Here is a 25,916-nt window from a genome sequence, read left to right on the forward strand (position 1 = left end):
CGAGCGGTGAGGAAGGGATGCACGGTGGACTTCGACGAGGCCATCGCGGATATCGCGAGCAAGATCATCAGCCAGGGACCGTCGATCGAGACGGAGGAGGCGACCAAGAACGCCTTCATCATGCCGTTCATCTCCCGCGTCCTGGGATATGACGTCTTCAACCCGCTGGAGGTGGTCCCGGAGTTCACGGCCGACCACGGCACCAAGCGGGGCGAGAAGGTCGACTACGCGATCATGAAGGACGGCGAGGTCCAGATCCTCATCGAGTGCAAGCGCATCGGGGATCCGCTGCACATCAAGCACGCCTCGCAGCTGTTCCGGTACTTCTCGGTCACCAACGCCCGGATCGGCGTGCTGACCAACGGGCAGGTGTTCAACTTCTACACGGACCTCGACAAGCCCAACATGATGGACGACCGCCCGTTCCTCGTGCTCGACCTGGCCGACATCGACGAGACGATCCTCCCCGAGCTGCGCAAGCTCACGAAGGGGACCTTCAACCTCGACTCCGTGATCAGCTCCGCCGAGGAGCTGAAGTACGTGGGCGCCCTCCGGCGCGAGATCGCGGACGAGTTCCGTGAGCCGGCACCCGAGCTCGTCAAGATGCTCATGGGGCGCGTCTCCGACCGTCGGGGCACGGCGGAGAACATCCGCCAGTTCACGGAGCTGACCTCGAAGGCGATGAAGCAGTTCCTCAAGGAGCAGGTGAACGCCCGCCTCAAGTCGGCGCTCGGGGAGGCGGAGCCCGCGCCGCTCGTCGCGGGCGCACCGGCACCGGACGCGGAGGCCGAGGTCGCCGCGACGACGGCCGAGGAGGCGACCGGCCCCGCCGACGTCGTCACCACCGAGCAGGAGCTCGCCGGCTACCAGATCATCAAGGCGATCGCCTGCAGCGACGTGAAGCCGCAGCGCATCACCCACCGGGACTCGAAGACCTACTTCGCGATCATGCTGGACGACAACAACCGCAAGTCCATCGCCCGCCTGTGGTTCAACGGGAAGTCCCGCAAGCACCTGGGCCTGTTCGACGAGAACAAGGTGGAGACCCGGTACCTGCTCGAGGACCTCGACGACATCTACCGCTACGCCGAGCAGATCCGCGACACGGTGAGGCGCCACGCCGGGGACCAGGTCCCCGTCGAGGCCTGAGCGGTCCCCACGGCGCAGGGAGTCCCCCGGCCCGCATCGCGGGCAGGGGGACTCTCTCTCGAGCTGGAGACGGGAATCGAACCCGCAACCACCTGTTTACAAGACAGGTGCGCTACCGTTGCGCCACTCCAGCGGGCCGGGGCCGATCAGCGTGCCGATCGACCCCGGAATGGTAGCGGAGAGCAGGGCTCCCCGCCCATGTCAGCGTCCGCTGTCGGAGGCGCCACCGGTGTCGGAGGCGGAGGATCCCGCCGCCTCGAGCACGGCCTGCTTGAAGGCGCCCTCGGTGTAGTAGTCCTCGAAGACGGTGCCGTCGATCGCGACGTACGGGGTGGAGCTCGCGAGATCGGCGCCGTAGGGCTCCGCCGCCTTGCGCACGTAGCCCCAGTACGTCTTAGAGCTCATGCAGCTGCTCACCTCGTCGCTCGCGCCCGCCTGCTTGGCGTACTCGAGGATCTGGTCGTCGGTGAGCCCCGCGGAGCCCTCCGCCGGCTGGTTCTCGTACATGAGGGTCGTGAACGCGAGGGCGTTGTCCGGGTTCTCCTCGTACACGCACACGAGCGCATTCGCGGCGCGCGTGGAGTAGTCGCCGCTCGTGGAGTTCGCGTCGAGGAAGCGGCGCGGCGTGAGGTGCAGCGTCATCTGGTCGTTCTCGACGAGCTCCTGGATGTCCGCGGAGTTCACGCCGTCGAACTGCCCGCAGTAGGGGCACATGAAGTCGAGGTTCAGGTCCACGACGGGGGCACCGGAGCCCTCCTCCGCGCCGAAGCTGAGGTACGGGGCGTCCTCGCTCACGCCGGTCGGCATGGTGACCGGCTGCTTGTCCGCGGTGGCGGCGCGGTAGATGAACAGGCCCGCGACGGAGAGCAGGGCGAGCGCGATCACCGTGATGACGGCGATGATGATGATCCGGACCGAGCGCTGACGGCGCAGCTCGGCCTGGCGCTGCTGGCGCAGCGCCTCGCGCTGCGCCTCGCGACGCTCGCTCGCGGACTTCGGGGATCCGGACGCCATGGTCTCTCCTTGCGCCGTGCGGCGGTCGAGGGTGGGAACGCCGCGAGTGTATCCGTGGAACCTTCGACGATCCCGGGACGGGAGACCCGGCCCACGCCGCCCGCTCAGCGGCGCCAGAAGGCGATGGTCTCGAGGGTCGGCCCGGAGGAGAACGGGAAGTAGTCGACCATGCCCTGGCGCGCGCCGATCGTCGCGACGACCGCGACGAGCAGGAGCAGCAGCAGGCCCAGCAGGACGGCCGTCCAGGTGCGGTCCGGGGCGGCCGCGTCCACCATCCGGTGGGCGCCCAGGCGCGTGGTGCGCGATCCGATCCCGACCCAGGTCAGCAGGGTCGTGATGCCGACGGCGGTGCCGAGGGCGACGCCGTCCGGCAGGGCGGTCCCGGTCCCGAGGTACGTGGCGGCGTCCACCGCGACGCCGACGAGCAGGCCCAGCAGCAGCGGCAGCACCGCCTGGAGCGCCGTCTCCGCGACGCCCTGTAGGAACCGGAAGGGCGCTGCGGTGCCCGCCGCCCAGAGCGGCCCGGCGCCCGAGGAGCCGCGCATCCGTCGTGCGGCGACGGACCGGTGCGAGCGCTCCCAGGTGCGGGCGGCGCCGCCCAGCAGCAGCAGAAGCACGAGGGCGATGTAGGGGGCGATGACGCCGAGTCCGATCAGCAGCAGGTGGCCGAGCCACACGAGCACCGGCCGTCGGGGCGGCGGCGGGACGGGCTGCGGCGCCATGCCGTACGGGGCCATCTGCCCGTAGGGCTGCGGGGCCGGGTAGGGCGACGGGGCGGAGGACTGCGCCGGGTACGGGGAGCCCACCGGGGCGGTCACGGGATAGCCGGCGAGGCCACCGTCGGGCCCGCGCTGCACGGGTCGCTGCGGATCGTAGGAGCGCGGGTCGTTCCCGCTCGGGGTCGGGGTGGGGACCGGCCGGGGCGGCGCGGCGAGCTCCTCCTGGATCACGGGCAGGCGCATGGTGGGCGACTCGACGACGGGGAGCGCCTCGGTGCGCGGCGCCTCGGTGCGCAGGGCCTCGGTCGGCGCGTCGTACCCGCCACCCGGCTGCTCGCGCACCGCCTCCGCGCGGGCCGCGCCGGCGTCGTCGATGCGCGGCAGCGTCTCGGTGCGGTCGCCGTCCGCGACGACGGGGAGCACCTGGGTGGCCTCCGGTCCGGGGGCGCCGGCGCCCGTCGCGGGGTCGTCGGCGGCATCAGCATCAGCACCGTCGTCGGCGACGGGGAGGACCGTGGTCGCCCCGTCGCCACCTTCCCCGCTCGCCGCCTCGTCCCCGGGCGCCTCCGACGGTGTCGCCGCGGTGGCGCCGGCAGCGGCCGCGCCGGCGGGGAGCACGGCGGTGCGGCCGTCGGCCCCGAAGGCCTCGGTCTCCCCCGCGTCCTCGAAACGGGTCAGGTCGAGTTCCGCGAGCTTCCCGAGGTGCGTCGCCGGGTCGGGACGCCGCGCGGGATCCGCCTGCAGCGCCTCCCGCAGCCAGGCGGCGAGCTCGACGGGCAGCCCGTCGACGTCGATCTCCCCGCGGTCCGCGCGCAGGAACACCAGATCCGCGCGGCCGCTGCCATAGGGCTCGCGGCCCGTCGCGGCGTAGGCGAGCATCGCCGCGAGGGACCACCAGTCCCCCGCCTCCGCGGTGTGATTGGTGCGCACCACCTCGGGGTCGAGGTACGCGGCGGTGCCCATGACGAGCCCGGTCGAGGTCAGCCGGGACTCCTCCGCGGCGATCGCGATCCCGAAGTCGATGATCACGGGGTCCAGGCGGTCGCCCTCGGGGTCGAAGCCGTCGAGGTCCCGCGGGCGGGCGCCGCGCAGCAGCACGTTGGAGGGCTTGAGGTCGCGGTGGATGACCCCGGCGGCGTGGATGACCCGCAGGGCGTCGCCGAGCACAAGCCCCACCTCGCGCACCGCCTCGGGGTGCAGCCCGCCGCGCTCGCGCACGGCGTCCTCGAGGGTGGGGCCGGGGACGAACTCGGTGACCACGAACGCGTCCGGCGAGTCGAGCTCCGCGTCGAGGATCCGCACGATCGACTCGCTGCGCACGAGCTTCTGGGCGGCGACCTCCCGGGCGAGGCGCTCGCGGGCACGGGGATCGTCGGCGATGTCGTGGCGCAGCAGCTTGATCGCGACCTCGCGACCGTCGGCGTCGTGGGCGCGGTAGACGATGCCCATGCCGCCCGCGCCGATGCGCTCCTCGATCCGGTAGCCGGACTCCTCGGCGAGCGCGCCGAGCCGGGGATCGCGGCGGGGCGTGCGCTGGCGTCGGGTCTCCTCCATGCGCGCCATGCTACGGAACGGGCCGCGCGGCGACGTGCATCCGGGGCGGACCTTCACGAGGCGCACGCAGGCTCCGCACAGGGTGCGGGGAGGTCCCGGCTGTGGGACGATGCGCACGGCCGCGCGGGAGCGGCCGTGCGGCCGGAGCCGACCCCCGGGCGCGGAAGGGTGGGTCCCATGCGCTCGAACCTCTTCGACGCCACGAACCAGGAGCGCCAGACGACGGACCGCTGGGCGCTGCAGTCCTCGAAGATGCTGCGCTGCGCGCTGCAGCCGCAGTCCCCCGAGATCATCGCCGCGGCGGGCGCGATGGTCGCCTACCAGGGCCAGATGGACTTCGCCTACCAGGGCTCCGGCGGCGGCATGAAGCTCCTGAAGAAGCTCGCGACCGGCGAGGGCGGCAACCTCATGCACGTGCGCGGCCAGGGCGAGGTGTTCTTCGCGAAGAACGCCGAGGAGATCTTCCTCCTCCAGCTCGAGGGCGACGCGATCACGCTGAACACGAAGAACCTCCTCGCCTTCGACTCCTCGATCCAGTGGGACATCCGTTCCCTGGGCGCCGGCGGCTTCATGGCGGGCGGGCTGTTCAACCTCTTCCTCCAGGGACAGGGCATGGTCGCGGTGACCTCCGACGGCCCGCCGATGCTCCTGGACTGCTCGCAGCAGCCCACCTACGTCGACCCGCAGGCGGCCGTCTGCTGGTCCGCGAACCTGCAGCCGCAGATCAAGAACGACTTCAAGATGGGCTCGCTCATCGGCCGCGGCTCCGGCGAGTCCTTCCAGCTGGGCTTCCACGGCCCGGGCTTCGTCGTCGTCCAGCCCTCCGAGGGCGCCCCGGTCGTCACCAGCTCCTGACGCGGCCGGTCACCGGGGGCGGGCACCCGGGGTGGGCATGCGCGCCGCTCCCGGGCGGCCCGCCTACGATGACGCGGTGACCTTCGCGATCCCGACCGCGCCCGCTTGCGCGCTCGACGCCCTCGGCCCCGCCGGCCGGCGTCGCGCCGCGGCGGCGGCCGGCTCGCTGTTCGCCTCCGACGTCTCCGTCCCCTCCCCCGCCCTGGACCCGGTGCCGGTGGTGCTGGGGCCGGAGGAGTGGGGGGAGCTCTCCGCGGGCCTCGTCCAGCGGGCCCGGCTGCTGGACGCGCTGCACGCCGATCTCTACGGACCGCGCACCGTGCTGGGCAGCGACGTCGCCCCGGCCGCCGCGCTGCTCGCCGACCCCGCGTACCTGCGCACCGCCACCTCGATCCCCTCCCGCGGCGGCACCCACCTGCTCGCGCTCGGCTGCACCGTGCAGCGCGCCGCCGACGGCGGATGGCAGGTCCTCGCCGACCACACGGACGTGCCCGACGGCGCCGGCGTCGCCCTCGAGCTGCGCCGCGCCCTCTCCCGCAGCGCCCCCGAGCTGTACTCCTCGACCGCGCTGCGGCGGCTGCACCCCTTCATGGACGGCATGCGCTCCGCGCTCCACCAGCGCAGCCGGGCCGAGGGCCGCGCCGGCCGCGCCGTGGTGCTCACGGACAGCACCGATCCGCTTCGCGCCTTCGACCACCACTGGTTCGCGAACCTGCTGGGGGCTCCCGTCGTCTCCGTGACGGACCTCCGCACCGGCTCGGGCTCGCTCTCGCTGCGGCTCCCGGGGGCCGACCCCGACCCCGGGGACGGCATCGACGCGCTCGTGCGGCTCGTGCCCTCCGCCCTGCTGGACCCGCTGGACCTGGGCCCCACCCCCCTCGGCGGCGTGACGGGCCTCGTCGAGGCCGCCCGCTGCGGCGACGTGGAGGTCCTCAACCCGCTCGGGGCGGGGATCCTCGAGAACCCCGCGCTCGCGCGCGCGCTGCCGGACCTGTGCCGGCAGCTGCTCCACGAGGACCTGCTGCTGCGCCCGGCGGAGGACGATCCCGCGGATCCCGCCACGCCGCCCGGGGCGGCGCCGCCCTCGACCGCGCCGTCCCTGGACCCCGCGGGCGGCGACGCGCTCGTCGAGCGCCCGGTGCGGCTCCAGCTCCTCGTCATGGCCGGGGCCGACGGCTTCGAGGTCATGCCCGGCGGGATCGCGCGCACCGCGGACGCCGCCCCCGAGACCCTCAAGGACATCTGGGTCGCGGTGCCCCCGAGCTCCTCCGCGGGCGCGGAGACCCACGGCGGAGCCGGCACGACCGGCGCATCGGGGACAGGCGGCGCGGACGCCGTCACGGGCCTCTCGCCGTACCCCGCGATGACGCGCTCGGTGGGCTCGGACCTCTTCTGGTTCGGCCGCTACCTCGAGCGGGTCGACTCGACCGCGCGCCTGCTGCGCACCGTCCTGGACTCCACGAACGACCTCTCCGCGGAGACCGGCCGGGCCCCGCACACGGCGCTCGCCGTGCTGCTCGAGGCGACGACCGACGTCACGACGACCTTCCCCGGCTTCCACACGATCGACGTGCACGACGCCGGCGCCGTGCGCGACGAGATCCGCAGCCTGCTGCATGACACGGGCCGCCCCGGCTCGCTCGCGCAGTCCTTCGCGGCACTCGCCCACACCACGCGCGGGCTGCGGGACCTCGTCTCGGACAGCGTCTGGCCCTCGATCTCCCGCATGCGCGGTCGCATCCGTGCGCTCGGCGGGGCCGACGAGCCCCTCGAGCAGGGGCTCACCGACATGGTCGACGGCTGCCTCGCGCTCTCCGGCGCGGTCGCGGACTCCATGCCCCGCGACCTCGGCTGGGACCTCACCGAGACGGGCCGGAGGATCGAGCGGACCTCCACCCTGCTCGCCCTGCTCAAGGCCGCCCTGGGCGGTCGCCGTAGCGCCGCCGCGGAGGCCCGGGTCACGGCCGCCGTCGTCGCGATCACGGAGTCCGGCGCGACCTATCGCCGCACGTACCACGCAGCGGTCCAGCCCGAGCTGCTGCTCGAGCTGCTGATCGGCGACGCGACGCTCCCCCGCTCCCTCGCCTTCCAGCTCGACCGGCTCGGCGCCGTGCTCGACCGGCTCCCGGAGCGGACCCCCGCCGTCGAGCTCCGCGCCCCGCTCACGGCGCTTCGCAGCCGCGTGGGCGCCTGGCAGCCGCGCGAGCTGCTCATGCCCCGTGACGAGGAGCCCGGATCCCCCACCGGTCTGGTCGCCGAGGCGGGCGCCGCCATGGAGTCCGTGCGCGAGCTGTCCACCGCCCTGGAGAACCGGTTCTTCCGCGCCTCCGAGTCCACCTCCCCCTGGGGGTTCGACGATGTCTGAGAACCTGCCCCGCATCCCCCTGCGCGACGAGGGCCCCGACGCCCCGGCGATCGACTACCGCGTCCACCACCTCACCGCGTACCGCTACGCGAAGGCGGTCTCCCGCAACTACGGCCGGGCCCACGTGGAGCCCCGCGCGACCCCGCACCAGCGGGTGCTCTCCCACGAGGTGACCGTGGACCCGGCGCCCGCCCGTCTCACCGCGCACACCGACTTCTTCGGCAACTCCTCGACCTACCTGCTCGTGGACGAGCCGCACGAGCACCTCGACGTGCACTCCCGCGCCGTGGTCTCCGTCGCGGAGCGCCGCTATCCCGCGGAGACCCTCGAGCGGCCCTGGGAGCAGTGCACCCCGGAGCACTGGGGCCCGCTGATGCCGGCGGAGAGCATCGACTTCACCCACCCCTCGCCGCGCGTGCCCGCGCTCGCCGCCGCGCGGGAGCTCGCCCGCGAGGTGCTCACGCCCGAGCGTCCGATCGGGGAGGCGCTCGCGGCGCTGACCGGCATGATCTTCCGGGAGTTCACCTACGACTCCGCCGCCACGACCGTCACCTCGACGCTCGAGGAGGTGCTCCAGGCGCGGCACGGCGTGTGCCAGGACTTCGCGCACGCCGGGGTCGCCGCGGCGCGCGCCGCGGGCCTCGCGGCGCGCTACGTCTCGGGCTACCTGCGCACGGCCCCCGCGGCGGACGGCGCCCTCGTCACGGAGCCGGCGGACGAGATGATCGGCTCCGCCGCCTCCCACGCCTGGCTGAGCGTGCTCGTGCCGGGCACCGGCTGGGTGGACATCGACCCCACGAACAACACCTTCGTGGACCAGCGCTTCGTCACGACGGCCTGGGGCCGGGACTACGCGGACGTCCCGCCGCTGAAGGGCATCGTCGTGGGCCCGCCGGGTGCGAGCAGCACGCTCCGGGTCGCCGTCGGCGTGGTCCCGCAGCCCGCCGCCGACCGCCCGGCCGGGCCGGATGCGGGGGAAACCGCCTCCCGCGGGGGTCAGGGGGACTAGCCTGTCGGCGCATTTCCCGACATCCCCTCCCCTGCCGGACGGAGCCCCATGAGCACCCCCTCCACCACCCCCGCCCCGGCGAGCACGGCCATCCCCGCTCCCGCCGCCCTCGCCCGCACCCTCGAGGAGGGCATGCTCGCGAAGGCGACCATGCCGCGCGGGCGCATGTTCCTGCTGTCCCTCACGGGCGGCGCCTACATCGCGCTCGGCTTCGTGTTCATGGTGACCTCGCAGCAGGGCATGGGCGACTGGCCGGTCGGCATCTCGAAGGTCATCGGCGGCGTGGCCTTCTCGGTGGGCCTCGGCCTCGTCGTGGTCAGCGGCTCGGACCTCTTCACGGGCACCACCATGACGGCCATGCCGTGGCTCTCCCGGCGCATCACGACGGGACAGATGCTGGCCCACTGGGGCATCAGCATCGCCGGCAACCTCGTGGGCTCGCTGACGGTCGCGCTGCTGATCTTCCTCGCCGGGACCCCGTCCACGAACGGCTCCGCGTGGGGGCTCGTCGTCCTCACCACGACGGAGGCGAAGGTGACCCACAGCTGGGGGCAGTCCTTCGTGCTCGGGATCCTCGCGAACCTCGCCGTGTGCCTCGCGGTCTGGGTCTCGATCGCCGGGAAGACGGTCGCGGACAAGGTCCTCGCCGTCGCCGGCCCGATCGCGCTGTTCGTCGCGACCGGCTTCGAGCACTCCGTCGCGAACATGTTCATGCTGCCGCTGGGCCTGCTCGTGAAGAACGCGGAGGGTGCCGGCTTCTGGCAGGGCGAGGCGATCACCGCGGCCGGGGTCACGAAGGCCGACTTCGCGGCGATCACGGCGGGGCACGCGCTCTGGGACAACCTCGTGCCGGTGCTGCTGGGCAACATCGTGGGCGGCGCGGTACTCGTCGCGGCGTACTTCTGGGCCGCCTACCGCCGTGACGAGGTGACCGCCGCCGGGACCACCGCCGCGCCGGCGGCCGATCAGGCCTCGACGGGCACGCGGGGCCGCGCCTCCTGAGCCCTCCCGCGGCCCCCGTGTCACGCAGGGGAGCAATGGTTCACACTCCTCGGCCGCCGGCATTTCCGCATATAGGATGGCGCGGAATTCTCAGCGACCCGGCGCCCCCGCGCGCCACGAGACCGAGGTGAGATGTCCTCCTCCACGCAGCCCTTCCGCCTGGCAGTGATCGGCTCCGGCCCCGCCGGCGTGTACGCCGCCGAGACCCTGCTGCGCTCCGCGCCCGTGAAGAGCGGTGAGCTGGCGGTCGAGATCGACCTGTACGACCAGCTCCCCACGCCCTTCGGCCTGATCCGCTACGGCGTCGCGCCGGACCACCCGCGCATCAAGGGCATCATCACGGCGCTGCACCGGATCCTGGACCGCGGCGACATCCGCTTCCTCGGCGACGTCGAGTTCGGCACGGACCTCACGATCGAGGACCTCCACACCCACTACGACGCGGCGATCTTCGCGACCGGCGCGCTCAAGGACGCGGACCTCGACATCCCGGGGATCGACCTCGAGGGATCGTTCGGCGCCGCGGACTTCGTGGCCTGGTACGACGGCAACCCCGACTACCCGCGCGAGTGGGCGCTGGACCAGGAGTCCGTCGCCGTGATCGGCAACGGCAACGTCGCGCTCGACGTGGCGCGCGTGCTCGCCAAGAGCGCGGACGAGCTGCTGCGCACGGAGATCCCGGCGAACGTCCACGCGGGCCTCGCCGCCGCGGCGACGACCGACGTGCACGTGTTCGGCCGTCGCGGCCCGGCGCAGTCGAAGTTCTCCCCGCTCGAGACCCGCGAGCTCGCGCACCCCAAGGGCGTCCAGGTCGTCCTCGAGGGCCGCGACCTCGAGCAGATCACCGAGGCGGAGTGGGAGGCGATCCGCGCGGACAAGCGCACCGACCAGATCGTCTCGACCTTCGAGGGCTGGCTCGAGGAGCAGAAGCGCCGCGAGGCGGCCGGCGAGGAGCCCACGGACGCCCACGGGGGCCCCGTGCAGCGCCGCCTGCACCTGCACTTCTGGCACCGCCCCGTCGAGGTCCTCGGCGAGGACGGCAAGGTCACGGGCATGCGCTTCGAGCGCACCCGCCTCGAGGAGGACGGCTCGCTCGTGGGCACGGGCGAGCTCGTGGACTACGAGCTCGGCGCCGTGTACCGCGCGGTGGGCTACTTCGGCTCGGAGCTGCCCGGGGTCCCCTACGACGAGAGCCGCGGCGTGATCCACAACGCCGCCGGCCGCGTGACGAAGGCCGACGGCACCGTCATCCCGGGCGTCTACGCCAACGGCTGGATCAAGCGCGGCCCGGTGGGCCTGATCGGTGCCACGAAGTCCGATGCGATCGAGACGATCTCCTCGCTGCTCGAGGACATCGACGCGGGCGTCCTCACCCCGGCGCCGGAGCGCGACCCGGACGCGATCCTGCGCACCTTCGACGAGCGCGGCGTGGAGTACACGACGTGGGAGGGCTGGCGCGCCCTCGACGAGCACGAGAAGTCGCTCGGCGCGGCGGAGGTCGACGCCGAGGGCGAGCCCCGTGCCCGTGTGAAGGTCGTCGAGCGCGAGGAGATGGTGCGCGTCTCCCGCGACGGCATGACCACGATCTCGGTCAGCACCCCCGCCTGATCCTTCCCTCTCCCCTGCCCGGGTCTGCCGGGCCGCAGCGCCGCGGGCGCCGTCCTCCTCGGGCGGCGCCCGTCGTGCGTCCACGTGAGGGAGCTCGCCCGTCGGGGCGATGCGCGTCCGACGCCGCGGGCCTATAGTGGAACAGTCATTCCACTACTAGGAGGCCCCATGCGCACCGTGTCCTACGAGCAGTTCGGCGAGCCCGCCGACGTCCTCACCACCCGCGAGGCGGAGGCCCCCGCACCCGCCGCCGGCGAGGTGCTGCTGCGGCTGGTCCTCAGCCCCATCCACCACCACGACCTGTGGACGATCCGCGGCACCTACGGCGTGCGCCCCGAGCTGCCCGCCGTGCCGGGCAGCGAGGCCGTCGCCGTCGTCGAGGCCCTCGGCGAGGGCGTGGACTCCGTGGCCGTCGGCGACCGCGTCGCCGCCACCGCGACGCCGGGCACCTGGTCGGCGCTGTTCACCGCCCCCGCCGGCTCGCTCGTCCCGCTGCCGGCGGAGCTGCCCGACGAGGCCGCCGCCCAGCTCGTCGCCATGCCCTTCAGCGCCCTGTCCCTCCTCGAGCACCTCGGTCTCGGCGAGGGCGAGGTGCTCGTCCAGAACGCCGCGACCGGCGCCGTGGGCCGCCTCGTCGCCCAGTTCGCCCGCGCCCGCGGCCTGCGCGTGATCAGCCTCGTGCGCCGCAGCAGCGGCGTGGAGGAGCTCGCCGCGCAGGGCATCGACGACGTCGTCGCGATCGACCAGGACGACTGGCAGGAGCAGGCCCGCGCCCTCATCGGCGACGCCCACGTGGCCGCAGGCCTCGACTCGGTGGGCGGCGAGGCCGCCGGCCAGGTGCTCTCGCTGCTGGGCCGCGGCGGCCGCCTCGTCGTCTTCGGCGCGATGGGCGCGACGACCATGGCGCTCCCCTCCGGGCCGATCATCTTCAAGGACCTGAAGGTCGAGGGCTTCTGGGGCGCCCAGATCTCCGCCGACATGAGCGACGAGCAGCGCCGCCGCCTGATCGGCGAGATCATCGCGCGCCTGCTCTCGGGTGAGGCGACCCTGCCGGTCGCCGGCACCTATGGCCTGGACGAGGTCGCGGACGCCGTCGCGGCGACCCTGACCGACGGCCGCCAGGGCAAGGTCCTGCTGCGCCCCTGATCCCGGCGCACCACGACGAGGGGCCCCGGCAGGAGATTCCTGCCGGGGCCCCTCCGCATCCGCGCCGGGGGCGCGGGAGGGTCAGTCGTCGGAGACGGTGACCGTGACGGGGATGTTGCCGCGGGTCGCGTTCGAGTACGGGCACACCTGGTGGGCGGCGTCCGCGAGGGCCTGCGCGGTCTCCTGGTCGAGCTCGGGGATGACGACCTCGAGCTCGACGGCGAGCGAGAAGCCGCCGCTCTCCTCGGAGCCGATGCTCACGCGCGCGCCGACGCTCGAGCCGTCGATCTTCACCTTGCGCTCGCGGGCGACGAGCTGGAGGGCGGAGTGGAAGCACGCGGAGTAGCCGGCGGCGAAGAGCTGCTCGGGGTTTGCGCCCTTGCCGGTGCCGCCCATGGCGGTGGGGACGGCGAGGTCGAGGGCGAGGTCGGAGTCGACGACGTCGACATGGCCGTCACGGCCGGCGCCGGTGGCGAGGGCCTCGGTGGTATACAGGGGCTTCATGGTGTCGGATTCCCTTCCAAGGAGGTGAGGGCGGCGTCGAGGGAGGCGAGCGCCGCCCCCGCGTCCACCCGGGTCATGACCAGAGCGCTGACGAGCAGCGCGACGAGGGACTCGGCCAGGCGCTCGCGATCGGCGAGCGGGAGGCCCGGATGCCGGGCCCCGACGCCGCGCAGGAACGCGGCGTGGAGCTCGGCGCGGTAGACGCGCACCACCTCGGCGATCCCGTCGTCCCGGGCGAGGCCGGAGCAGGCGGTGTTCACCAGGAGGCAGCCGTCGGGGAGGGTGCGTCCGGACGGGTCCGCGAAGATCTCGCGGGCGGAGCGGAAGTACTGCGCGAGGGCGCCGGGCTCGACGTCCGGTCCGCGCAGCGGGGTGAGGCCGGGGCGGACGACCTGGTCGAGGTAGTCCTCGACCGCGGCGTCGAACAGGCCGCGCTTGGAGCCGAAGGCGTGGTAGATGCTGCTCGCGTTCAGCGCCGTGGCCTGCTGGAGCGTCGCCATGGACGCTCCCTCGTAGCCCTCGTGCCAGAAGACGTCGCGCGCGGCGCGCACCGCCTCGGCACGATCGAAGGTGAGGGGCCGTCCCATACGAGCTCCTCCTTCCGTTCCCGTCCCGGCCTCGCGGGCGCCGAGCCCTGGTGCCGGCGCCGCTTCCCCCACTATAATGGAATGACTACTTCAATAGAACCCCGGAGGTTCCTGTGGTCATCCTCGGATCCGTGCTCGCCCTCGCGGCGGCGGCCCTGCACGTCCTGATCTTCGCGCTCGAGTCCCTGCTCTGGGGCACGCCGCGCTCCCAGGCGGTGTTCGGGGCGCAGTCACCCGAGGAGATCGAGACGACGAAGCTCATGGCCCTCAACCAGGGCTTCTACAACCTCTTCCTCGCCGTGCTCGCCGCCCTCGGCGCGATCCTGCTGCTCGCCGGATCCACCGCCGTGGGCGGCGCGCTCGCCCTCGCGGGCACCGGCAGCATGCTCGCCGCCGCGCTCGTCCTGCTGCTCGCCTCCCCCGCGCACCGCGCCGCGGCGATCAAGCAGGGCACACTCCCGCTGCTGGCCGTGCTCGCGCTCGTGATCGGCCTCGCGATCTGACGCACCCGCGCGCAGGAGGGGCGCCCGCTCCCGCCGGATGGCGGAGGCGGGCGCCCCTCCCGTCGATCCCGGGAACCGGGCTCAGCGCCGGATGGAGGCCAGGTGGTCGGCGATGCGGTCCACGGCGTCCTCGAGGAGGTCCACGGGTGGGAGCGTCACGAGCCGGAAGTGGTCCGGCGTCGGATAGTTGAAGCCCGTCCCCTGCGTGACCAGGAGCTTCTTGGAGCGCAGCAGCTCGAAGGCGAACTGCTCGTCGTCGTCGATCCGGTACATCTCGCGGTCCACGCGCGGGAACATGTAGAGAGCACCCTGGGCCTTGACGACGTCGACCCCGTCGATCGCGCTGAGCCCCTCGTAGGCCACGTCGCGCTGCTCCTTGAGCCGGCCGCCCGGGAGCAGGAGCTCGTGGATCGACTGATGGCCGCCGAGCGCCGTCGCGACCACGTGCTGGGCAGGGACGTTGGGGCAGAGCCGCATGTTCGAGAGCACGTCGAGGCCCTCGATGAAGCTCGTCGCGTGGTCCTTGGGGCCGTAGAGCGCCATCCATCCGGCGCGGAAGCCCGCGACCCGGTACGCCTTGGAGAGCCCGTCGAAGGTGATGGTCAGGAGGTCCGGGGCGAGCTTCGCGATGTGGTGGTGGACCGCGTCGTCGTAGAGGATCTTGTCGTAGATCTCGTCCGCCAGGATCATCAGCCCGTGCTTGCGGGCGACCTCGACGATCTCCCTGAGCACGTGCTCGGGGTAGACCGCGCCCGTGGGGTTGTTGGGGTTGATGACGACGATCGCCTTGGTGCGCTCGGTGACCTTGTCCGCGAGGTCGGAGACGTCGGGCCACCACTGCTGCTCCTCGTCGCAGCGGTAGTGCACGGCGCGGCCGCCGGCGAGCGCGATCGAGGCGGTCCACAGCGGGTAGTCCGGAGCGGGCACGAGCACCTCGTCGCCGTCGTCCACGAGCGCCTGGCAGGTCATCTGGATGAGCTCGGAGACCCCGTTGCCGAGGTAGATGTCGTCCAGCTCCATGCCGGGCATGCCCTTGGTCTGGTAGTACTGCGCGACCGCGCGGCGGGCGGAGACCAGGCCCTTGGAGTCGGAGTAGCCCTGCGCGGTGGGCAGCGACCGGATCATGTCCACGAGGATCTCGTCCGGCGCCTCGAAGCCGAAGGGCGCGGGGTTGCCGATGTTGAGCTTGATGATCTTGTGCCCCTCGGCCTCCATGCGTGCCGCCTCTGCCGGGACCGGACCTCGGATCTCGTAGCAGACGTCGCGCAGCTTCGAGGACTGGGTGAAGATCATCAGTCGGCTCCTGTCGGGTCGGAGGGGAGAGCTCAGGGTAGCGCCGTGCGGGGCACGGGTGGAGGGATGCCCGCGGGAGGCCCTTGACGGCCCGTCCCGCACCCCTTATTTTCGGGTCGTAAGTAATTACCGGGCGAGGACGCCCGCCCCCGATCAGGAAGAGCGACGATGCCCACCGATCCCACGACCCGGCGCCTGCACCTCCGCGTGGCCGGCGTATCCCTCGTGCTCGACACGACCGGCGGGCGCGTCCCCGCGATCCTCCACTGGGGCGCGGACCTCGGCCCGCTCACCGGGACGGACCTCGCCACGCTCCTCGCCGCCGTCACCCCCGCGATCTCGAGCAACGGCCCGGACGTCCCGCTGCGCACGGGGATCCTCCCCCAGAGCGCCGACGGCTGGCTGGGCCGCCCCGGCCTCACCGGCTCCCGCGACGACGGCTCCGGCACCGCCCCGCGGCTCACCGTGACCGGCGTCCGAATCACCGAGCAGGGCACCGAGCGCACGCTCCCCGCCGGCGAGGGGACCGACCTCGAGACCGGCCCCGCCCTCGTCATGCTCGACCTCGCCGACGAGCTCCTCGGCCTCGCCGTGCGCCTCGACGTCGAGCTGCTCCCCTCCGGCCTCGTGCGCGTGCGCGCCGAGGTCACGAACACCGGCGAAACCGCCTACACCGTCCACCAGCTCACCCCCGCCCTGCCGGTCCCCCTCGACGCCGACGAGCTGCTCGACTTCGGCGGCCGCTGGACCAAGGAGCGCACCCCGCAGCGCCGCGCCATGGTCACCGGCACCCACCTGCGCGAGAACCGCCGCGGCCGCACCGGCGCCGACGCCGCGCACCTGCTGCACCTGGGCACCTCCGGCTTCGACTTCGCCACCGGCGAGATCTGGGCCGTGCACACCGCCTTCTCCGGCAACCACACCCACCACGCCGAGCGGCTCTCCGCGGGCGTCCAGGTGATCGGCGGCGGCGAGCTGCTGCTCCCCGGCGAGGGCCGCCTCGCCCCCGGCGCCGCGATCGCCTCCCCCTGGCTCTACGGCGCCCACTCCGCCGCCGGGCTCGACACGATCGCCCGCCGCTTCCATGCCCACCTGCGCGACCGCGAGACGCACGGCGGCCTCCCCTACCCGGGCACCGACCGCCCCGTCACCCTCAACGTGTGGGAGGCCGTCTACTTCGACCACGACCTCTCCGTGCTCTCCGAGCTCGCCGACCGCGCCGCGGAGCTCGGCGTCGAGCGCTTCGTGCTGGACGACGGCTGGTTCGGCTCCCGCCGCGACGACACCTCGGGCCTCGGTGACTGGACCGTCTCGGAGGAGGCCTGGCCCGGCGGCCTCGCCCCGCTCGTCGAGCGCGTCACCGGCCACGGCATGCAGTTCGGCCTCTGGTTCGAGCCCGAGATGATCAACGAGGACTCCGACCTCGCCCGCGCGCACCCGGAGTGGATCATGGCCCCCGGCCCGGACCGCATGCCGCTGCCCGCCCGCCACCAGCAGGTCCTCAACCTCACGATCCCCGAGGCCTGGCAGCACGTCCACGACGCGATCGACGCGCTCCTGACCGAGCACGACATCGCCTACATCAAGTGGGACCACAACCGCGACCTCGTCGAGGCCGCGACCCGCGCGACCGGCGCCGCCGCCGTCCACGAGCAGACCCTCGCCGTGTACCGGCTCTGGGACAGCCTCAAGGCCGCGCACCCCGGCCTCGAGATCGAGTCCTGCTCCTCCGGCGGGGCCCGCGTGGACCTCGGCATCCTCGAGCGGGCGGACAGGATCTGGGTCTCCGACTGCATCGACCCCCTCGAGCGGGCGACCATGAACCGCTGGACCTCCCAGCTCGTGCCGCTCGAGCTCATGGGCAGCCACATCGCCTCCGGCGGCTCCCACACCACCGGCCGTCTGCACTCCCTCTCCTTCCGCGCCGCGAGCGCGATCCTGGGCCACCTCGGCATCGAGTGGGACCTGCGCCGCGCGACCGAGGAGGAGCTCGCCGAGCTGCGCACCTGGATCGCCCTGTACAAGGAGCAACGCGAGCTGCTGTTCACCGGTGACCTCGTCCGTGCGGACCGCGGCCAGGACGCCGTCTGGATCACCGGCGTGCTCTCCCCCGAGCGCGACCGGGCCCTGTACACGGTCACCGCCGTCGGCACCCCCGACATCGCCCCCGTCGGCGCCCTCCGCCTGCCCGGCCTCGACCCGCGGCGCCGCTACCGCGTGCGCCCGCTCGTGCTCGGCCCCCAGCCCACCGGCTACGTGTGGCCCGCCTGGGCCCGCGAGGGCGCGGACCCGGCCACGGACGCGAAGGGCGCCGGCTACGGCCCGCCCGCCCTCGTCGACCACCTCGACGTGCCCGGCGCGGTGCTGCTGCGCACGGGCCTCGCCGCCCCCGTCATGGCGCCGGAGACGGCGTTCCTGCTCGAGGTCACCGCGCTCGCGGACCGACCCTGACCCCCGCCCATCGGAGAGAGGACGACGATGTCCACCACCACCCCCGAGGCGACGAGGACGCCGGGCACGCGCCCGGCGCCTCCCCGCCGCCGCCACCGGGACGACACCCGCCTGGCTCTGCTGTTCATCCTGCCCGCGAGCGTCGGCCTGCTCGTGTTCCTCGTCTGGCCGCTGATCACGGGCCTGTACTACTCCTTCACCGAGTACGCGATCCTCACCCCCGCCCAGTGGGTGGGGCTCGAGAACTACCGCACGATGCTCACCGACCCGGTGTTCTGGAAGTCGCTGCGGGTGACCGTGCTGTACGTGCTCATCAACATCGGCGTGCAGACGGTCGTCGCGCTGCTCATCGCGGTGCTCATGCAGCGCCTCACGCAGTCCACCTGGCTGCGCTCGATCGTGCTCGCCCCTTACCTCGTCTCCAACGTCGTCGCCGCGATCGTGTTCCTGTGGATGCTCGACAGCCAGCTCGGCATCGTCAACATCGCGCTGCAGGCGATCGGCTTCGACCCCGTCTCCTTCTGGGCGAGCGAGACCTGGGTGATCCCCACCGTCGCGCTCGTGAACGTGTGGCGCCACATGGGCTACACAGCGTTGCTGCTCTTCGCCGGGCTGCAGTCCATCCCCGAGCAGCTCTACGAGGCGGCCCGCACGGAGGGCGCCGGCGAGTGGCAGCTGTTCCGCCGGATCACCCTGCCGCTGCTGCGGCCGATCCTCGCGCTCGTGCTGATCATGTCGATCATCGGCAGCTTCCAGGTGTTCGACACGATCTCCGTGACCACCCAGGGCGGGCCCTCGGACGCCTCCAAGGTGCTGCAGATGTACATCTACGAGAACGCCTTCGCGCAGTACCAGTTCGGGTACGCCTCCGCGCTCTCCGTGGCGCTGCTGGTGATCCTCGTGATCATCACCTTCGCCCAGTACTTCCTGAGCCGTGCCGGCGAGTCGGACCTGGACTGAGAGGACCCATCGATGACCACCACCGACGCCCCCGTCACGACCACCGCCCACGCGGCGGCGCCCGCGCCCTCCGCGCGGCCGCGCCGTCGCCTCTCCCCCGGCCGCCTCGCCGCCTGGGCCGTGATGATCGTGATCCTGCTGATCACGGTCTTCCCCTTCTACTGGATGCTGCGCACCGCCCTCTCCTCGAACACCGCGCTCGCCACCAACCCCAGCAGCCTGCTCCCCGTGGGCTTCTCGCTGGGCGGCTTCGCACGGGTCTTCGGCCTCCAGGACGTCGACACCGCCGTCTCCCAGGGCGGCTCCGGCGCCTCGATCACCTTCTGGCAATACCTGCTGAACACGGTGGTCGTCGCGACGAGCATCACCGTCGTCCAGACCTTCTCCTGCGCGATGGCCGCCTACGCGTTCTCCCGCCTGCGCTGGCGGGGCCGCGAGACGGTGTTCCTCGTGTTCCTCGCGGCGATGATGATCCCGCAGATCTTCACCCTGCTGCCCAACTTCGTGCTCATCAAGAACCTGCACCTCGTGGACACACTGCTCGGGATCATGCTGCCCAGCCTGTTCATCTCCCCGTTCGCGATCTTCTTCCTGCGGCAGTTCTTCAACAACATCTCCCGCGAGGTGGAGGAGGCCGCGCTGATCGACGGGGCGAGCAAGGTGCGCGTGTTCTTCACGCTCATCCTGCCGATGTCCTCGGCGCCGCTCGCGACGCTCGGGCTGCTGACCTACATGACCGCGTGGAACGAGTACTTCTGGTCGCTGATGGTCTCCTACTCGGACTCCTCGCGGGTCCTGACCGTCGCGCTCGCGGTGTTCCGCGCGCAGTCCCCGAACACGGGCACCGACTGGGCCGGGCTCATGGCGGCGACGCTCGTCGCGGCCCTGCCCATGCTGATCCTCTTCGCGCTCTTCGCGAAGCGGATCGTGAACTCCATCGGATTCAGCGGGATCAAGTGAGGGACCGACGATGACCAACCACCATCCCCACCACCGCCAGCACTCCCTCAGCCGCCGGCGCCTGCTCGGCGGGGCCGCCGCCCTCGGCGCGGCGGCCGGCACGACGGCACTCGCCGGCTGCGGCTCCTCCGCCGCCGCGGGCGACGGCGTCGAGCTCGACTACTGGCTCTGGGACGCGAGCCAGCTGCCCGGCTACTCCGAGGCGATCGACCTGTTCATGGAGCAGAACCCGGGCATCCGTGTACGGATCACCCAGATGGGCTGGGACGACTACTGGACCAAGCTCACCGCGAGCTTCGTCGCCGGCGCCGGGCCCGACGTCTTCACCGACCACCTGGGCCGGTACCCGGAGATGCTCTCCCTCGGCGTGATCGTCCCGCTCGACGACTTCGCCCCGATCGCGGAGATCCCCGAGGACCGCTTCCAACCGGGGCTCCAGGACCTCTGGACGGGCCAGGACGGCAAGAAGTACGGGCTGCCCAAGGACTACGACACCATCGCGATCATGTACGACACGACGGTGCTCGAGGAGGCCGGGGTCACCCCCGAGGACCTCGCGTCCCTGGACTGGAACCCGGCCGACGGCGGCAGCTTCGAGCAGATGCTGCTGCACCTGACCGTGGACACGAACGGGAAGCGCGGCGACGAGGACGGCTTCGACGCCGGCAGCATCGCGACCTACGGGCTCGGGGCGGACGCCGGGATCGACTACGTGGGGCAGTCCACGTGGTCGCCCTTCGCCTTCTCCACCGGCTGGGCGTTCACCGACAAGGACACCTGGGGCACGCGCTTCCGGTACGACGAGCCCGAGCTGCAGCAGACCCTCGACTGGTACTTCGGCCTCGTCGACAAGGGGATCCTGCCGCCCTTCGGCATGTTCGGCGACTCGAGCCCCGCCCAGACCCAGCTGCAGTCGCGCAAGGCGTCGCTCACGCTCGCAGGCTCCTGGATGATCGGCACCTACGCGAACCTCGAGGGGCTCTCACTGGGGATCGCTCCGCTGCCCTCGGGCCCGATCGGCCATCCCATGTCGATGTTCAACGGCCTCGGCGACTCGATCTCGGCGCAGTCCGAGCACCCCGAGGAGGCGGCGCGGCTCGTCGCGTTCCTCGGCTCGGACGCCTCGCAGGAGATCATCGGCCAGCGCGGCGTCGTGTTCCCCGCGACCGATGCCGGGACGGCGGCGGCGATCGCCGCCTACGAGGAGCGCGGGCTCGACGCCTCCCCGTACACGGACCGCGTCGAGAACGGCGAGACGGGGCTCTACCCGCTCGTCGAGAACGCGGCCCAGATCCAGTCGATCATGCAGCCGGCGCTCGACGACCTCTGGCTGCGCAAGACGGACGCCTCATCGCTGACGGCGTACAACGAGAAGGTCAACGCCCTGTTCACCTGACGCGCGCGGGAGAGGGCGAGGGGCCCGGGCCGGGACACGGCCCGGGCCCCTCCCGTGCTCAGACGGGGTCCGTGCCCGTGATGAAGCGCCTCGCCGCGATGACGGCCGCGCCGCGCGCCCAGTCCTCGAAGTCGTCGGGCAGGTAGCGCACCACGACGTCCTGCTGCTGCGCGGGGAGCAGGGCACGCAGGGTCTCGGCGAAGGCGGGGTCGTCGCGCAGCAGCCCCACGCTCTCGCCGCCCAGCAGCAGCGCCTCGGGGTCCAGCACGCCGAGCACCCCGGCGGCGGAGACGGCGACCGCGTGGCCCACCTCCGCGGCGAGCTCGCGGGCGGCGGGATCGCCGGCGCGCACCGCGTCGAGCACCGCCTGCAGCCGCTGCTCGGGGGTGCCCGTGCCGGCTCCCGGCACACCCCGCTCCCGGCCCGCCTCGATGACGGCGTCGTTGCAGGCCACGTCCATGAGCCGCACACCGCGGCCGTCGCGGGTGACCGTGGTGAGGGCGCCGGTGAGCCCGGCCGTGTGCCCGGCGCCGCGGCGCACGACGCCGCCCTCGACCGTGCCGACCGCGACCCCGGCGCCCACGGTGATCGCGACGAAGGAGTCGTGGCGGCGGCCCGCGCCGAACCAGGCGAGCCCCTCGAGCAGGGCGTGGATGTCGTTGCGGACGCTCACCGGCAGGCCCAGCGCCTGCTCGAGCCGCTCCCGCAGCGGCACCGGGCCCTCCCAGCGGAGCAGCTCGGCCGGGGCGACCACGCCGTCGTCGTCGACCCTGCCCCCGAGGCCGATCCCCACCCCCGCGATCCGCGGGTGCGAGGAGCGCAGCGCCTCGCACAGCTCCGTGACCGTCGCGATCACGGCGTCCGGGTCCGTGCGGCGCAGCGGGGCGGCGAGCTCCTCGAGGGACTGGCCGCGCACGGTGACGACCGACGTGTGCACGGCCGTCGCGGTGATCTTCACGCCGATCAGCCGCACGTGCTCCTCGGCGACGTCGAGCGGCAGTTGCGGCCGACCCTTCGCCTGGGGACGCGGCGGGAGCTCCCGCAGCAGGCCGTTCTCGAGCAGCTCCCGGGCGAGGCGGGTGAGGGTCGGATGGGACAGGCCGAGCACGGCGGCGAGGTCCGTGCGGGCGTGCGGCCCGCGGCGCACGAGGTGCTCGTAGACGGCCGCGGCGGAGGGCGACCCCGGGGCGGCGGGGAGGTCGGTCGCGGCGGCGGTCATGGGCACCAGAGTAGGCGGCGCCCGGTCCCACGTGAGCAGGGACACTAGAGTGGCGGGCATGACCTCCGCGCCCACTGGCCCCTCGTCCCCCGCCGGCACCGACGAGCACGGGCAGGAGGAGCCGGATCTGCGCGGCAACCCCCTCGCGGCCCCCTCGGGCCTCCCCCACGGCCTGCCGGACTTCGCGGCGCTGCGCACCGAGCACTTCCTCCCCGCCTTCCGCGCCGGCGTCGCCGCCCAGAAGGCGCTGCTCGAGGAGGTCGCGACCTCGACCGCGCCGCCCTCCTTCGCCTCCGTCGTGCTGCCCCTGGAGGACGGCGACCCGCTGCTGCGCCGGGTCTCCCGCGTGTTCTTCCACCTCGTCGCGACCGACGGCACCCCCGAGATGCAGGCCGTCGAGGCCGAGGTCACGCCCTGGCTGACGGCGCTCTCCGACGCCGTGTTCCTGGACCCGCGGCTCTTCGCACGCGTCGACGCTCTGCACGGCGACGAGACGGCGCGAGCGGCGCTGAGCGCGGAGGAGCGCCACCTGCTCGAGCGGCTGCACCAGCGCTTCGTGCTGCGCGGGGCGCGGCTCGACCCCGAGCAGAAGGAGACCCTGGCCGCGCTGAACCAGGAGATCTCCCGCCTCGAGACCCGCTTCACCCAGCAGGCCCGCGCGGACCTCAAGGGCGCCTCCGTGCACCTCACCGACGCGGCCCAGCTCGCGGGCCTCGACGCGGGGCAGCGCTCGGCCGCGCGCGAGGCCGCGATCGACGCCGGGCTCGAGGGCTGGCTGCTCTCGCTCGTCCTGCCCACCGTCCAGCGCCTGCTCCCCTCCCTCGAGGACCGCTCCGTGCGCGAGCGGCTCTACCGCGCCTCGGCCGAGCGCGGCACCGAGACCTGGGACCTCGCCGCGCAGATCGCCGAGCTGCGCTCCCGCAAGGCCGCCCTGCTGGGCTTCGCGGACTTCGCCTCCCTCGCCGTCGCCGATCGCACGGCCGCCGTGCCCGAGGCCGTCGAGGAGCTGTTCGCGGCGACCGTCGGCCCCGCGATGCGCAACGTCGAGGGCGAGGCCGCACGGATCGCGGCACGCGCCGCCCGCGACGGCGTCGAGGACCTCGCCCCCTGGGACTGGGCCTTCTACGAGGCGCGCGTGCGCACCGAGGAGCATGCGGTGGACGAGGCCGCCCTGCAGCCCTACTTCGTGCTCGAGCGGGTGATCGAGGACGGCGTGCTGCGCGCCGCCGGCGAGGTCTACGGCCTCGCCTTCACGCGCCGCGACGACCTCACCGGCCCGCACCCGCAGGCGCTCGTCTGGGAGGTGCACCGCGAGGACGGCGAGGAGGTGGGCCTGTTCATCGGCGACTACTTCACCCGGGACGCGAAGCGCGGCGGGGCCTGGATGAACGTGCTCTCCGTGCGCTCCCGCGCCGAGGGCACCCGGCCGATCGTCATGAACACGCTGAACATCACCCGCCCCGCCCCGGGCGATCCGGCCTTCGTCACCCTCGACGAGGTGCGCACCCTGTTCCACGAGTTCGGTCACGCGCTGCACGCGCTGCTCTCCGACGTCGAGCACGCTTCCGCCTCGGGCACGGCCGTGCCGCGGGACGTCGTCGAGTTCCCCTCGCAGGTCAACGAGATGTGGGCGCTGCGGCCCGGGATCGTCGAGCACTACGCGCGCCATGTCGACACCGGGGAGCCGGTGCCCGCCGAGCAGCTCGAGCGGGTGCGCTCCGCAGCGCTGTGGGGCGAGGGCTTCGCGACCGCGGAGTACCTCGCGGCCGCCGTGCTCGACTGGCGCTGGCACCGCCTGCCCGGGGACACGCGCGTCGAGGACCCGCGCGCCTTCGAGGCGGAGCAGCTCGAGCAGGCGGGCCTCGCCCATCCGCTCGTCGCCCCGCGCTACCGCACCGGCTACTTCCAGCACACCTTCTCCGGCGGGTACGCGGCCGGGTACTACTCCTACCTGTGGGCGGAGGTCTTCGACGCGGACTCCGTCGCCTGGTTCGAGGAGCAGCTCGCCGCCGGCCGCCCCGTGCGCGAGGTGGGCGAGGAGTTCGCGCGGGCGATCCTCGCGATCGGCGGCTCCGCCGATCTCCTCGCCGCCTACCGCGGACTGCGCGGCCGCGACCGGGAGGTCACGCCCCTGCTCGAGCGACGCGGCCTGGTCTGAGCCCCGGCGCCCGGCTGGAGGGGGCCGCCGGGCATCTGACATGCTTCCCCCAGCGATCGAGCGGCGGCCATGGGCCGCCGGAGGAGGAGCCCCGATGAGCCAGACCAGCGCCACGACCGAGGCGGACGACCAGCCGACGATCTACACCGCCTACGAGATCGACTTCATGATCTCCCTGCGCCCCACCGAGAACGCCGCGGTCACCCGCGAGCAGGTGGGGCTGCGCAGCGCCCCCGAGGAGGCCCGCGAGTTCGTCACCGCCGCCGTCACCTCGGGCCTGCGCGCCCGCGGCAAGGTCGAGCGCTCACAGGACGGCCAGTGGCTGCTCGGCGAGGAGGGGCAGGTCGTGGCGGGGACGCTCACCTCCGCGGACCGCTGGCTGGGGCTCGCGCTCTCCGAGGGGGAGGCGATGCGCATGGCGTTCGTGGTCTCCGCGGGGGACGCGGTGCTCATGCTCACCCAGGACGAGCTGGACTCCTTCATCGTCTCCGCCCTACCGGACCCCGCCCAGGTGCCGCACTCGGTGACGGACATCGTCACCGCCTTCCTCGAGGACGGCGCCGGCCGCACGGTCTCCCTGCGCCGCACGGAGCTCGGGACGGCTCAGGAGCAGACCCCGTTCATGCTCCACGTCGAGGCCGACGGCTCCTGGCGCGCCGGCCACCTCCCGCTCGACGAGGAGGGGGTCCTCTCGGTCTCCCCGATCGACCGTGCCCAGGTGGGCGACGCCGTCCGCGCCCTCTGGGAGGACGGCGTCAGCGCCGCCCCCTCCGCCTGAGACCTGCTGCGCCCGCCCCGCCGCGGTGCGTCAGGCGAGAGGGTCCGCCCCGCGCGCGCTCCGCACCTCCCGGGCCTCCCGGGCCCGGGCGCGCAGATGGCGGTACCGGCGGTGCAGCCGCACCATCACCCAGATCCCGCAGGCCAGCAGGAGCACGGCGATCACCGCCGCGAGGGCCGGCAGCAGCACGGTCAGCACACCCATCACCACGGCGGCGAGGTCCTCCCCCGTCGAGACGACGACGTTGGAGACGGGCTCCGGGGAGATGTTCACGGCGGCGCGCGTCGTGCTCTTGACGGCGTGGGAGCCGAAGGCCGTCGCGGCGCCGATCACCGCCATGACGATCGCGGTGGTCGTGTCGGTCTCCCCGCCCAGCAGGTAGCCGATCGCGCCGCCCGCCACGGGCCGCACGATCAGGTGCAGCTGGTCCCAGAAGGAGTCGAGGAAGGCGATCTTGTCCGCCGCGAGGTCCACGAGCAGCAGGATCCCGGTGATGACGAGGAGATCGGTGCGCTGCAGCACCTCGGGCACCTGCTCGAGCCCCAGCACGCGGCCGGCGAGCCCCAGCAGGAAGACCATGAAGTAGGGCCGCACCCCGCTCACCCATCCCGAGCCGAGCGTCATCACGAGCGCTTCCATGTCGCCTCCCCTGCCGCGCACCCGACCCTCGCGCGGGCGCCGTGCGC

General features: G+C 73.1%; 21 protein-coding genes and 1 tRNA gene. 14 read left to right on the plus strand and 8 right to left on the minus strand.

Annotation, left to right across the window (positions count from 1 at the left end):
• The first annotated feature begins 24 nt into the window (after positions 1–24).
• Positions 25–1,149, plus strand: coding sequence for a type I restriction endonuclease (locus tag C1N80_RS14990; protein WP_137771511.1), 1,125 nt, complete (start codon positions 25–27; stop codon positions 1,147–1,149).
• A gap of 61 nt (positions 1,150–1,210) precedes the next feature.
• Here C1N80_RS14990 and C1N80_RS14995 read toward each other — a convergent pair.
• From C1N80_RS14995 to C1N80_RS15005, 3 genes are all read right to left on the minus strand, one after another.
• Positions 1,211–1,282 (minus strand) — tRNA-Thr (locus C1N80_RS14995).
• A 68-nt stretch (positions 1,283–1,350) separates the two neighbouring features.
• Positions 1,351–2,163, minus strand: coding sequence for a thioredoxin domain-containing protein (locus C1N80_RS15000; protein ID WP_137771512.1), 813 nt, complete (start codon positions 2,161–2,163; stop codon positions 1,351–1,353).
• Between the two features lie 104 nt (positions 2,164–2,267).
• Positions 2,268–4,436, minus strand: coding sequence for a serine/threonine-protein kinase (locus C1N80_RS15005; protein ID WP_137771513.1), 2,169 nt, complete (start codon positions 4,434–4,436; stop codon positions 2,268–2,270).
• A 177-nt stretch (positions 4,437–4,613) separates the two neighbouring features.
• Here C1N80_RS15005 and C1N80_RS15010 point away from each other — a divergent pair, with 177 nt between their 5' ends.
• The 6 genes from C1N80_RS15010 (at position 4,614) to C1N80_RS15035 (ending at position 12,421) form a co-directional block, all read left to right on the plus strand.
• Positions 4,614–5,291, plus strand: a complete 678-nt coding sequence (locus C1N80_RS15010; protein WP_137771514.1) for an AIM24 family protein — start codon at positions 4,614–4,616, stop codon at positions 5,289–5,291.
• A gap of 76 nt (positions 5,292–5,367) precedes the next feature.
• The gene (locus C1N80_RS15015; RefSeq protein ID WP_240811162.1) at positions 5,368–7,656 is read left to right on the plus strand and encodes a circularly permuted type 2 ATP-grasp protein; all 2,289 of its coding nucleotides are present in this window, start codon (positions 5,368–5,370) and stop codon (positions 7,654–7,656) included.
• Positions 7,649–8,665: a transglutaminase family protein gene (locus tag C1N80_RS15020; RefSeq protein WP_137771516.1), complete on the plus strand. Its 1,017-nt coding sequence runs from the start codon at positions 7,649–7,651 to the stop codon at positions 8,663–8,665. Before C1N80_RS15015 ends, C1N80_RS15020 begins: the two co-directional genes overlap by 8 nt.
• Before the next feature lie 48 nt (positions 8,666–8,713).
• A complete protein-coding gene (locus C1N80_RS15025; RefSeq protein ID WP_137771517.1) occupies positions 8,714–9,667 on the plus strand; it encodes a formate transporter FocA in 954 nt (317 codons plus the stop codon).
• A 132-nt stretch (positions 9,668–9,799) separates the two neighbouring features.
• Positions 9,800–11,275, plus strand: coding sequence for an FAD-dependent oxidoreductase (locus C1N80_RS15030; protein WP_137771518.1), 1,476 nt, complete (start codon positions 9,800–9,802; stop codon positions 11,273–11,275).
• Between the two features lie 168 nt (positions 11,276–11,443).
• The gene (locus C1N80_RS15035; protein ID WP_137771519.1) at positions 11,444–12,421 is read left to right on the plus strand and encodes a zinc-binding dehydrogenase; all 978 of its coding nucleotides are present in this window, start codon (positions 11,444–11,446) and stop codon (positions 12,419–12,421) included.
• Positions 12,422–12,502: 81 nt separating this feature from the next.
• Here the strand turns inward: C1N80_RS15035 and C1N80_RS15040 are convergent, their stop codons facing one another.
• A complete protein-coding gene (locus C1N80_RS15040) occupies positions 12,503–12,925 on the minus strand; it encodes an organic hydroperoxide resistance protein (RefSeq protein WP_137771520.1) in 423 nt (140 codons plus the stop codon).
• Positions 12,922–13,512, minus strand: coding sequence for a TetR/AcrR family transcriptional regulator (locus C1N80_RS15045; RefSeq protein WP_137771521.1), 591 nt, complete (start codon positions 13,510–13,512; stop codon positions 12,922–12,924). Before C1N80_RS15045 ends, C1N80_RS15040 begins: the two co-directional genes overlap by 4 nt.
• 113 nt (positions 13,513–13,625) lie before the next feature.
• On the opposite strand from C1N80_RS15045, the gene C1N80_RS15050 reads away from it, so the two are divergent.
• The gene (locus tag C1N80_RS15050) at positions 13,626–14,015 is read left to right on the plus strand and encodes a DUF1304 family protein (protein WP_137771522.1); all 390 of its coding nucleotides are present in this window, start codon (positions 13,626–13,628) and stop codon (positions 14,013–14,015) included.
• An 81-nt stretch (positions 14,016–14,096) separates the two neighbouring features.
• On the opposite strand, the gene C1N80_RS15055 is transcribed toward C1N80_RS15050, so the two are convergent.
• The gene (locus C1N80_RS15055) at positions 14,097–15,308 is read right to left on the minus strand and encodes a pyridoxal phosphate-dependent aminotransferase (protein ID WP_137771523.1); all 1,212 of its coding nucleotides are present in this window, start codon (positions 15,306–15,308) and stop codon (positions 14,097–14,099) included.
• Between the two features lie 168 nt (positions 15,309–15,476).
• On the opposite strand from C1N80_RS15055, the gene C1N80_RS15060 reads away from it, so the two are divergent.
• From C1N80_RS15060 to C1N80_RS15075, 4 genes are read left to right on the plus strand one after another with little or no spacing between them, the layout of a single operon-like run.
• Positions 15,477–17,759, plus strand: a complete 2,283-nt coding sequence (locus tag C1N80_RS15060) for an alpha-galactosidase (RefSeq protein WP_137771524.1) — start codon at positions 15,477–15,479, stop codon at positions 17,757–17,759.
• A gap of 27 nt (positions 17,760–17,786) precedes the next feature.
• Positions 17,787–18,719 (plus strand): carbohydrate ABC transporter permease, encoded by a 933-nt coding sequence (locus C1N80_RS15065; RefSeq protein WP_137771525.1) that lies wholly within the window; start codon positions 17,787–17,789, stop codon positions 18,717–18,719.
• A 12-nt stretch (positions 18,720–18,731) separates the two neighbouring features.
• Positions 18,732–19,679, plus strand: a complete 948-nt coding sequence (locus tag C1N80_RS15070) for a carbohydrate ABC transporter permease (RefSeq protein WP_137771526.1) — start codon at positions 18,732–18,734, stop codon at positions 19,677–19,679.
• A gap of 10 nt (positions 19,680–19,689) precedes the next feature.
• Entirely contained in the window at positions 19,690–21,075 is a 1,386-nt protein-coding gene (locus C1N80_RS15075; RefSeq protein WP_137771527.1) for a sugar ABC transporter substrate-binding protein, read from the plus strand.
• A gap of 58 nt (positions 21,076–21,133) precedes the next feature.
• Here C1N80_RS15075 and C1N80_RS15080 read toward each other — a convergent pair whose 3' ends face one another.
• Positions 21,134–22,294 (minus strand): ROK family transcriptional regulator, encoded by a 1,161-nt coding sequence (locus C1N80_RS15080; RefSeq protein WP_137771528.1) that lies wholly within the window; start codon positions 22,292–22,294, stop codon positions 21,134–21,136.
• A gap of 58 nt (positions 22,295–22,352) precedes the next feature.
• Here C1N80_RS15080 and C1N80_RS15085 point away from each other — a divergent pair, with 58 nt between their 5' ends.
• Both C1N80_RS15085 and C1N80_RS15090 read left to right on the plus strand, forming a co-directional pair.
• On the plus strand, positions 22,353–24,452 hold the full coding sequence (locus C1N80_RS15085; RefSeq protein ID WP_137771529.1) for a M3 family metallopeptidase: 2,100 nt from the start codon (positions 22,353–22,355) through the stop codon (positions 24,450–24,452).
• A gap of 94 nt (positions 24,453–24,546) precedes the next feature.
• Positions 24,547–25,230, plus strand: a complete 684-nt coding sequence (locus C1N80_RS15090) for a hypothetical protein (RefSeq protein ID WP_137771530.1) — start codon at positions 24,547–24,549, stop codon at positions 25,228–25,230.
• 30 nt (positions 25,231–25,260) lie between these two features.
• On the opposite strand, the gene C1N80_RS15095 is transcribed toward C1N80_RS15090, so the two are convergent.
• Complete coding sequence (locus C1N80_RS15095; protein WP_137771531.1) at positions 25,261–25,869, minus strand: DUF4126 domain-containing protein; 609 nt, start codon at positions 25,867–25,869, stop codon at positions 25,261–25,263.
• Positions 25,870–25,916 lie beyond the last annotated feature (47 nt).

Source organism: Brachybacterium sp. SGAir0954 (assembly GCF_005490785.1).
GTDB lineage: Bacteria > Actinomycetota > Actinomycetes > Actinomycetales > Dermabacteraceae > Brachybacterium > Brachybacterium rhamnosum.

Excerpts from the sequence above, each read along its gene's own strand:
- C1N80_RS15000 (WP_137771512.1), bottom strand. The coding sequence starts at position 2,163 with ATGGCGTCCGGATCCCCGAAGTCCGCGAGCGAGCGTCGCGAGGCGCAG.
- C1N80_RS15005 (WP_137771513.1), bottom strand. The coding sequence starts at position 4,436 with ATGGAGGAGACCCGACGCCAGCGCACGCCCCGCCGCGATCCCCGGCTC.
- C1N80_RS15010 (WP_137771514.1), top strand. The coding sequence starts at position 4,614 with ATGCGCTCGAACCTCTTCGACGCCACGAACCAGGAGCGCCAGACGACG.
- C1N80_RS15020 (WP_137771516.1), top strand. The coding sequence starts at position 7,649 with ATGTCTGAGAACCTGCCCCGCATCCCCCTGCGCGACGAGGGCCCCGAC.
- C1N80_RS15025 (WP_137771517.1), top strand. The coding sequence starts at position 8,714 with ATGAGCACCCCCTCCACCACCCCCGCCCCGGCGAGCACGGCCATCCCC.
- C1N80_RS15030 (WP_137771518.1), top strand. The coding sequence starts at position 9,800 with ATGTCCTCCTCCACGCAGCCCTTCCGCCTGGCAGTGATCGGCTCCGGC.
- C1N80_RS15035 (WP_137771519.1), top strand. The coding sequence starts at position 11,444 with ATGCGCACCGTGTCCTACGAGCAGTTCGGCGAGCCCGCCGACGTCCTC.
- C1N80_RS15040 (WP_137771520.1), bottom strand. The coding sequence starts at position 12,925 with ATGAAGCCCCTGTATACCACCGAGGCCCTCGCCACCGGCGCCGGCCGT.
- C1N80_RS15045 (WP_137771521.1), bottom strand. The coding sequence starts at position 13,512 with ATGGGACGGCCCCTCACCTTCGATCGTGCCGAGGCGGTGCGCGCCGCG.
- C1N80_RS15055 (WP_137771523.1), bottom strand. The coding sequence starts at position 15,308 with ATGATCTTCACCCAGTCCTCGAAGCTGCGCGACGTCTGCTACGAGATC.
- C1N80_RS15060 (WP_137771524.1), top strand. The coding sequence starts at position 15,477 with ATGCCCACCGATCCCACGACCCGGCGCCTGCACCTCCGCGTGGCCGGC.
- C1N80_RS15065 (WP_137771525.1), top strand. The coding sequence starts at position 17,787 with ATGTCCACCACCACCCCCGAGGCGACGAGGACGCCGGGCACGCGCCCG.
- C1N80_RS15070 (WP_137771526.1), top strand. The coding sequence starts at position 18,732 with ATGACCACCACCGACGCCCCCGTCACGACCACCGCCCACGCGGCGGCG.
- C1N80_RS15075 (WP_137771527.1), top strand. The coding sequence starts at position 19,690 with ATGACCAACCACCATCCCCACCACCGCCAGCACTCCCTCAGCCGCCGG.
- C1N80_RS15080 (WP_137771528.1), bottom strand. The coding sequence starts at position 22,294 with ATGACCGCCGCCGCGACCGACCTCCCCGCCGCCCCGGGGTCGCCCTCC.
- C1N80_RS15085 (WP_137771529.1), top strand. The coding sequence starts at position 22,353 with ATGACCTCCGCGCCCACTGGCCCCTCGTCCCCCGCCGGCACCGACGAG.
- C1N80_RS15090 (WP_137771530.1), top strand. The coding sequence starts at position 24,547 with ATGAGCCAGACCAGCGCCACGACCGAGGCGGACGACCAGCCGACGATC.
- C1N80_RS15095 (WP_137771531.1), bottom strand. The coding sequence starts at position 25,869 with ATGGAAGCGCTCGTGATGACGCTCGGCTCGGGATGGGTGAGCGGGGTG.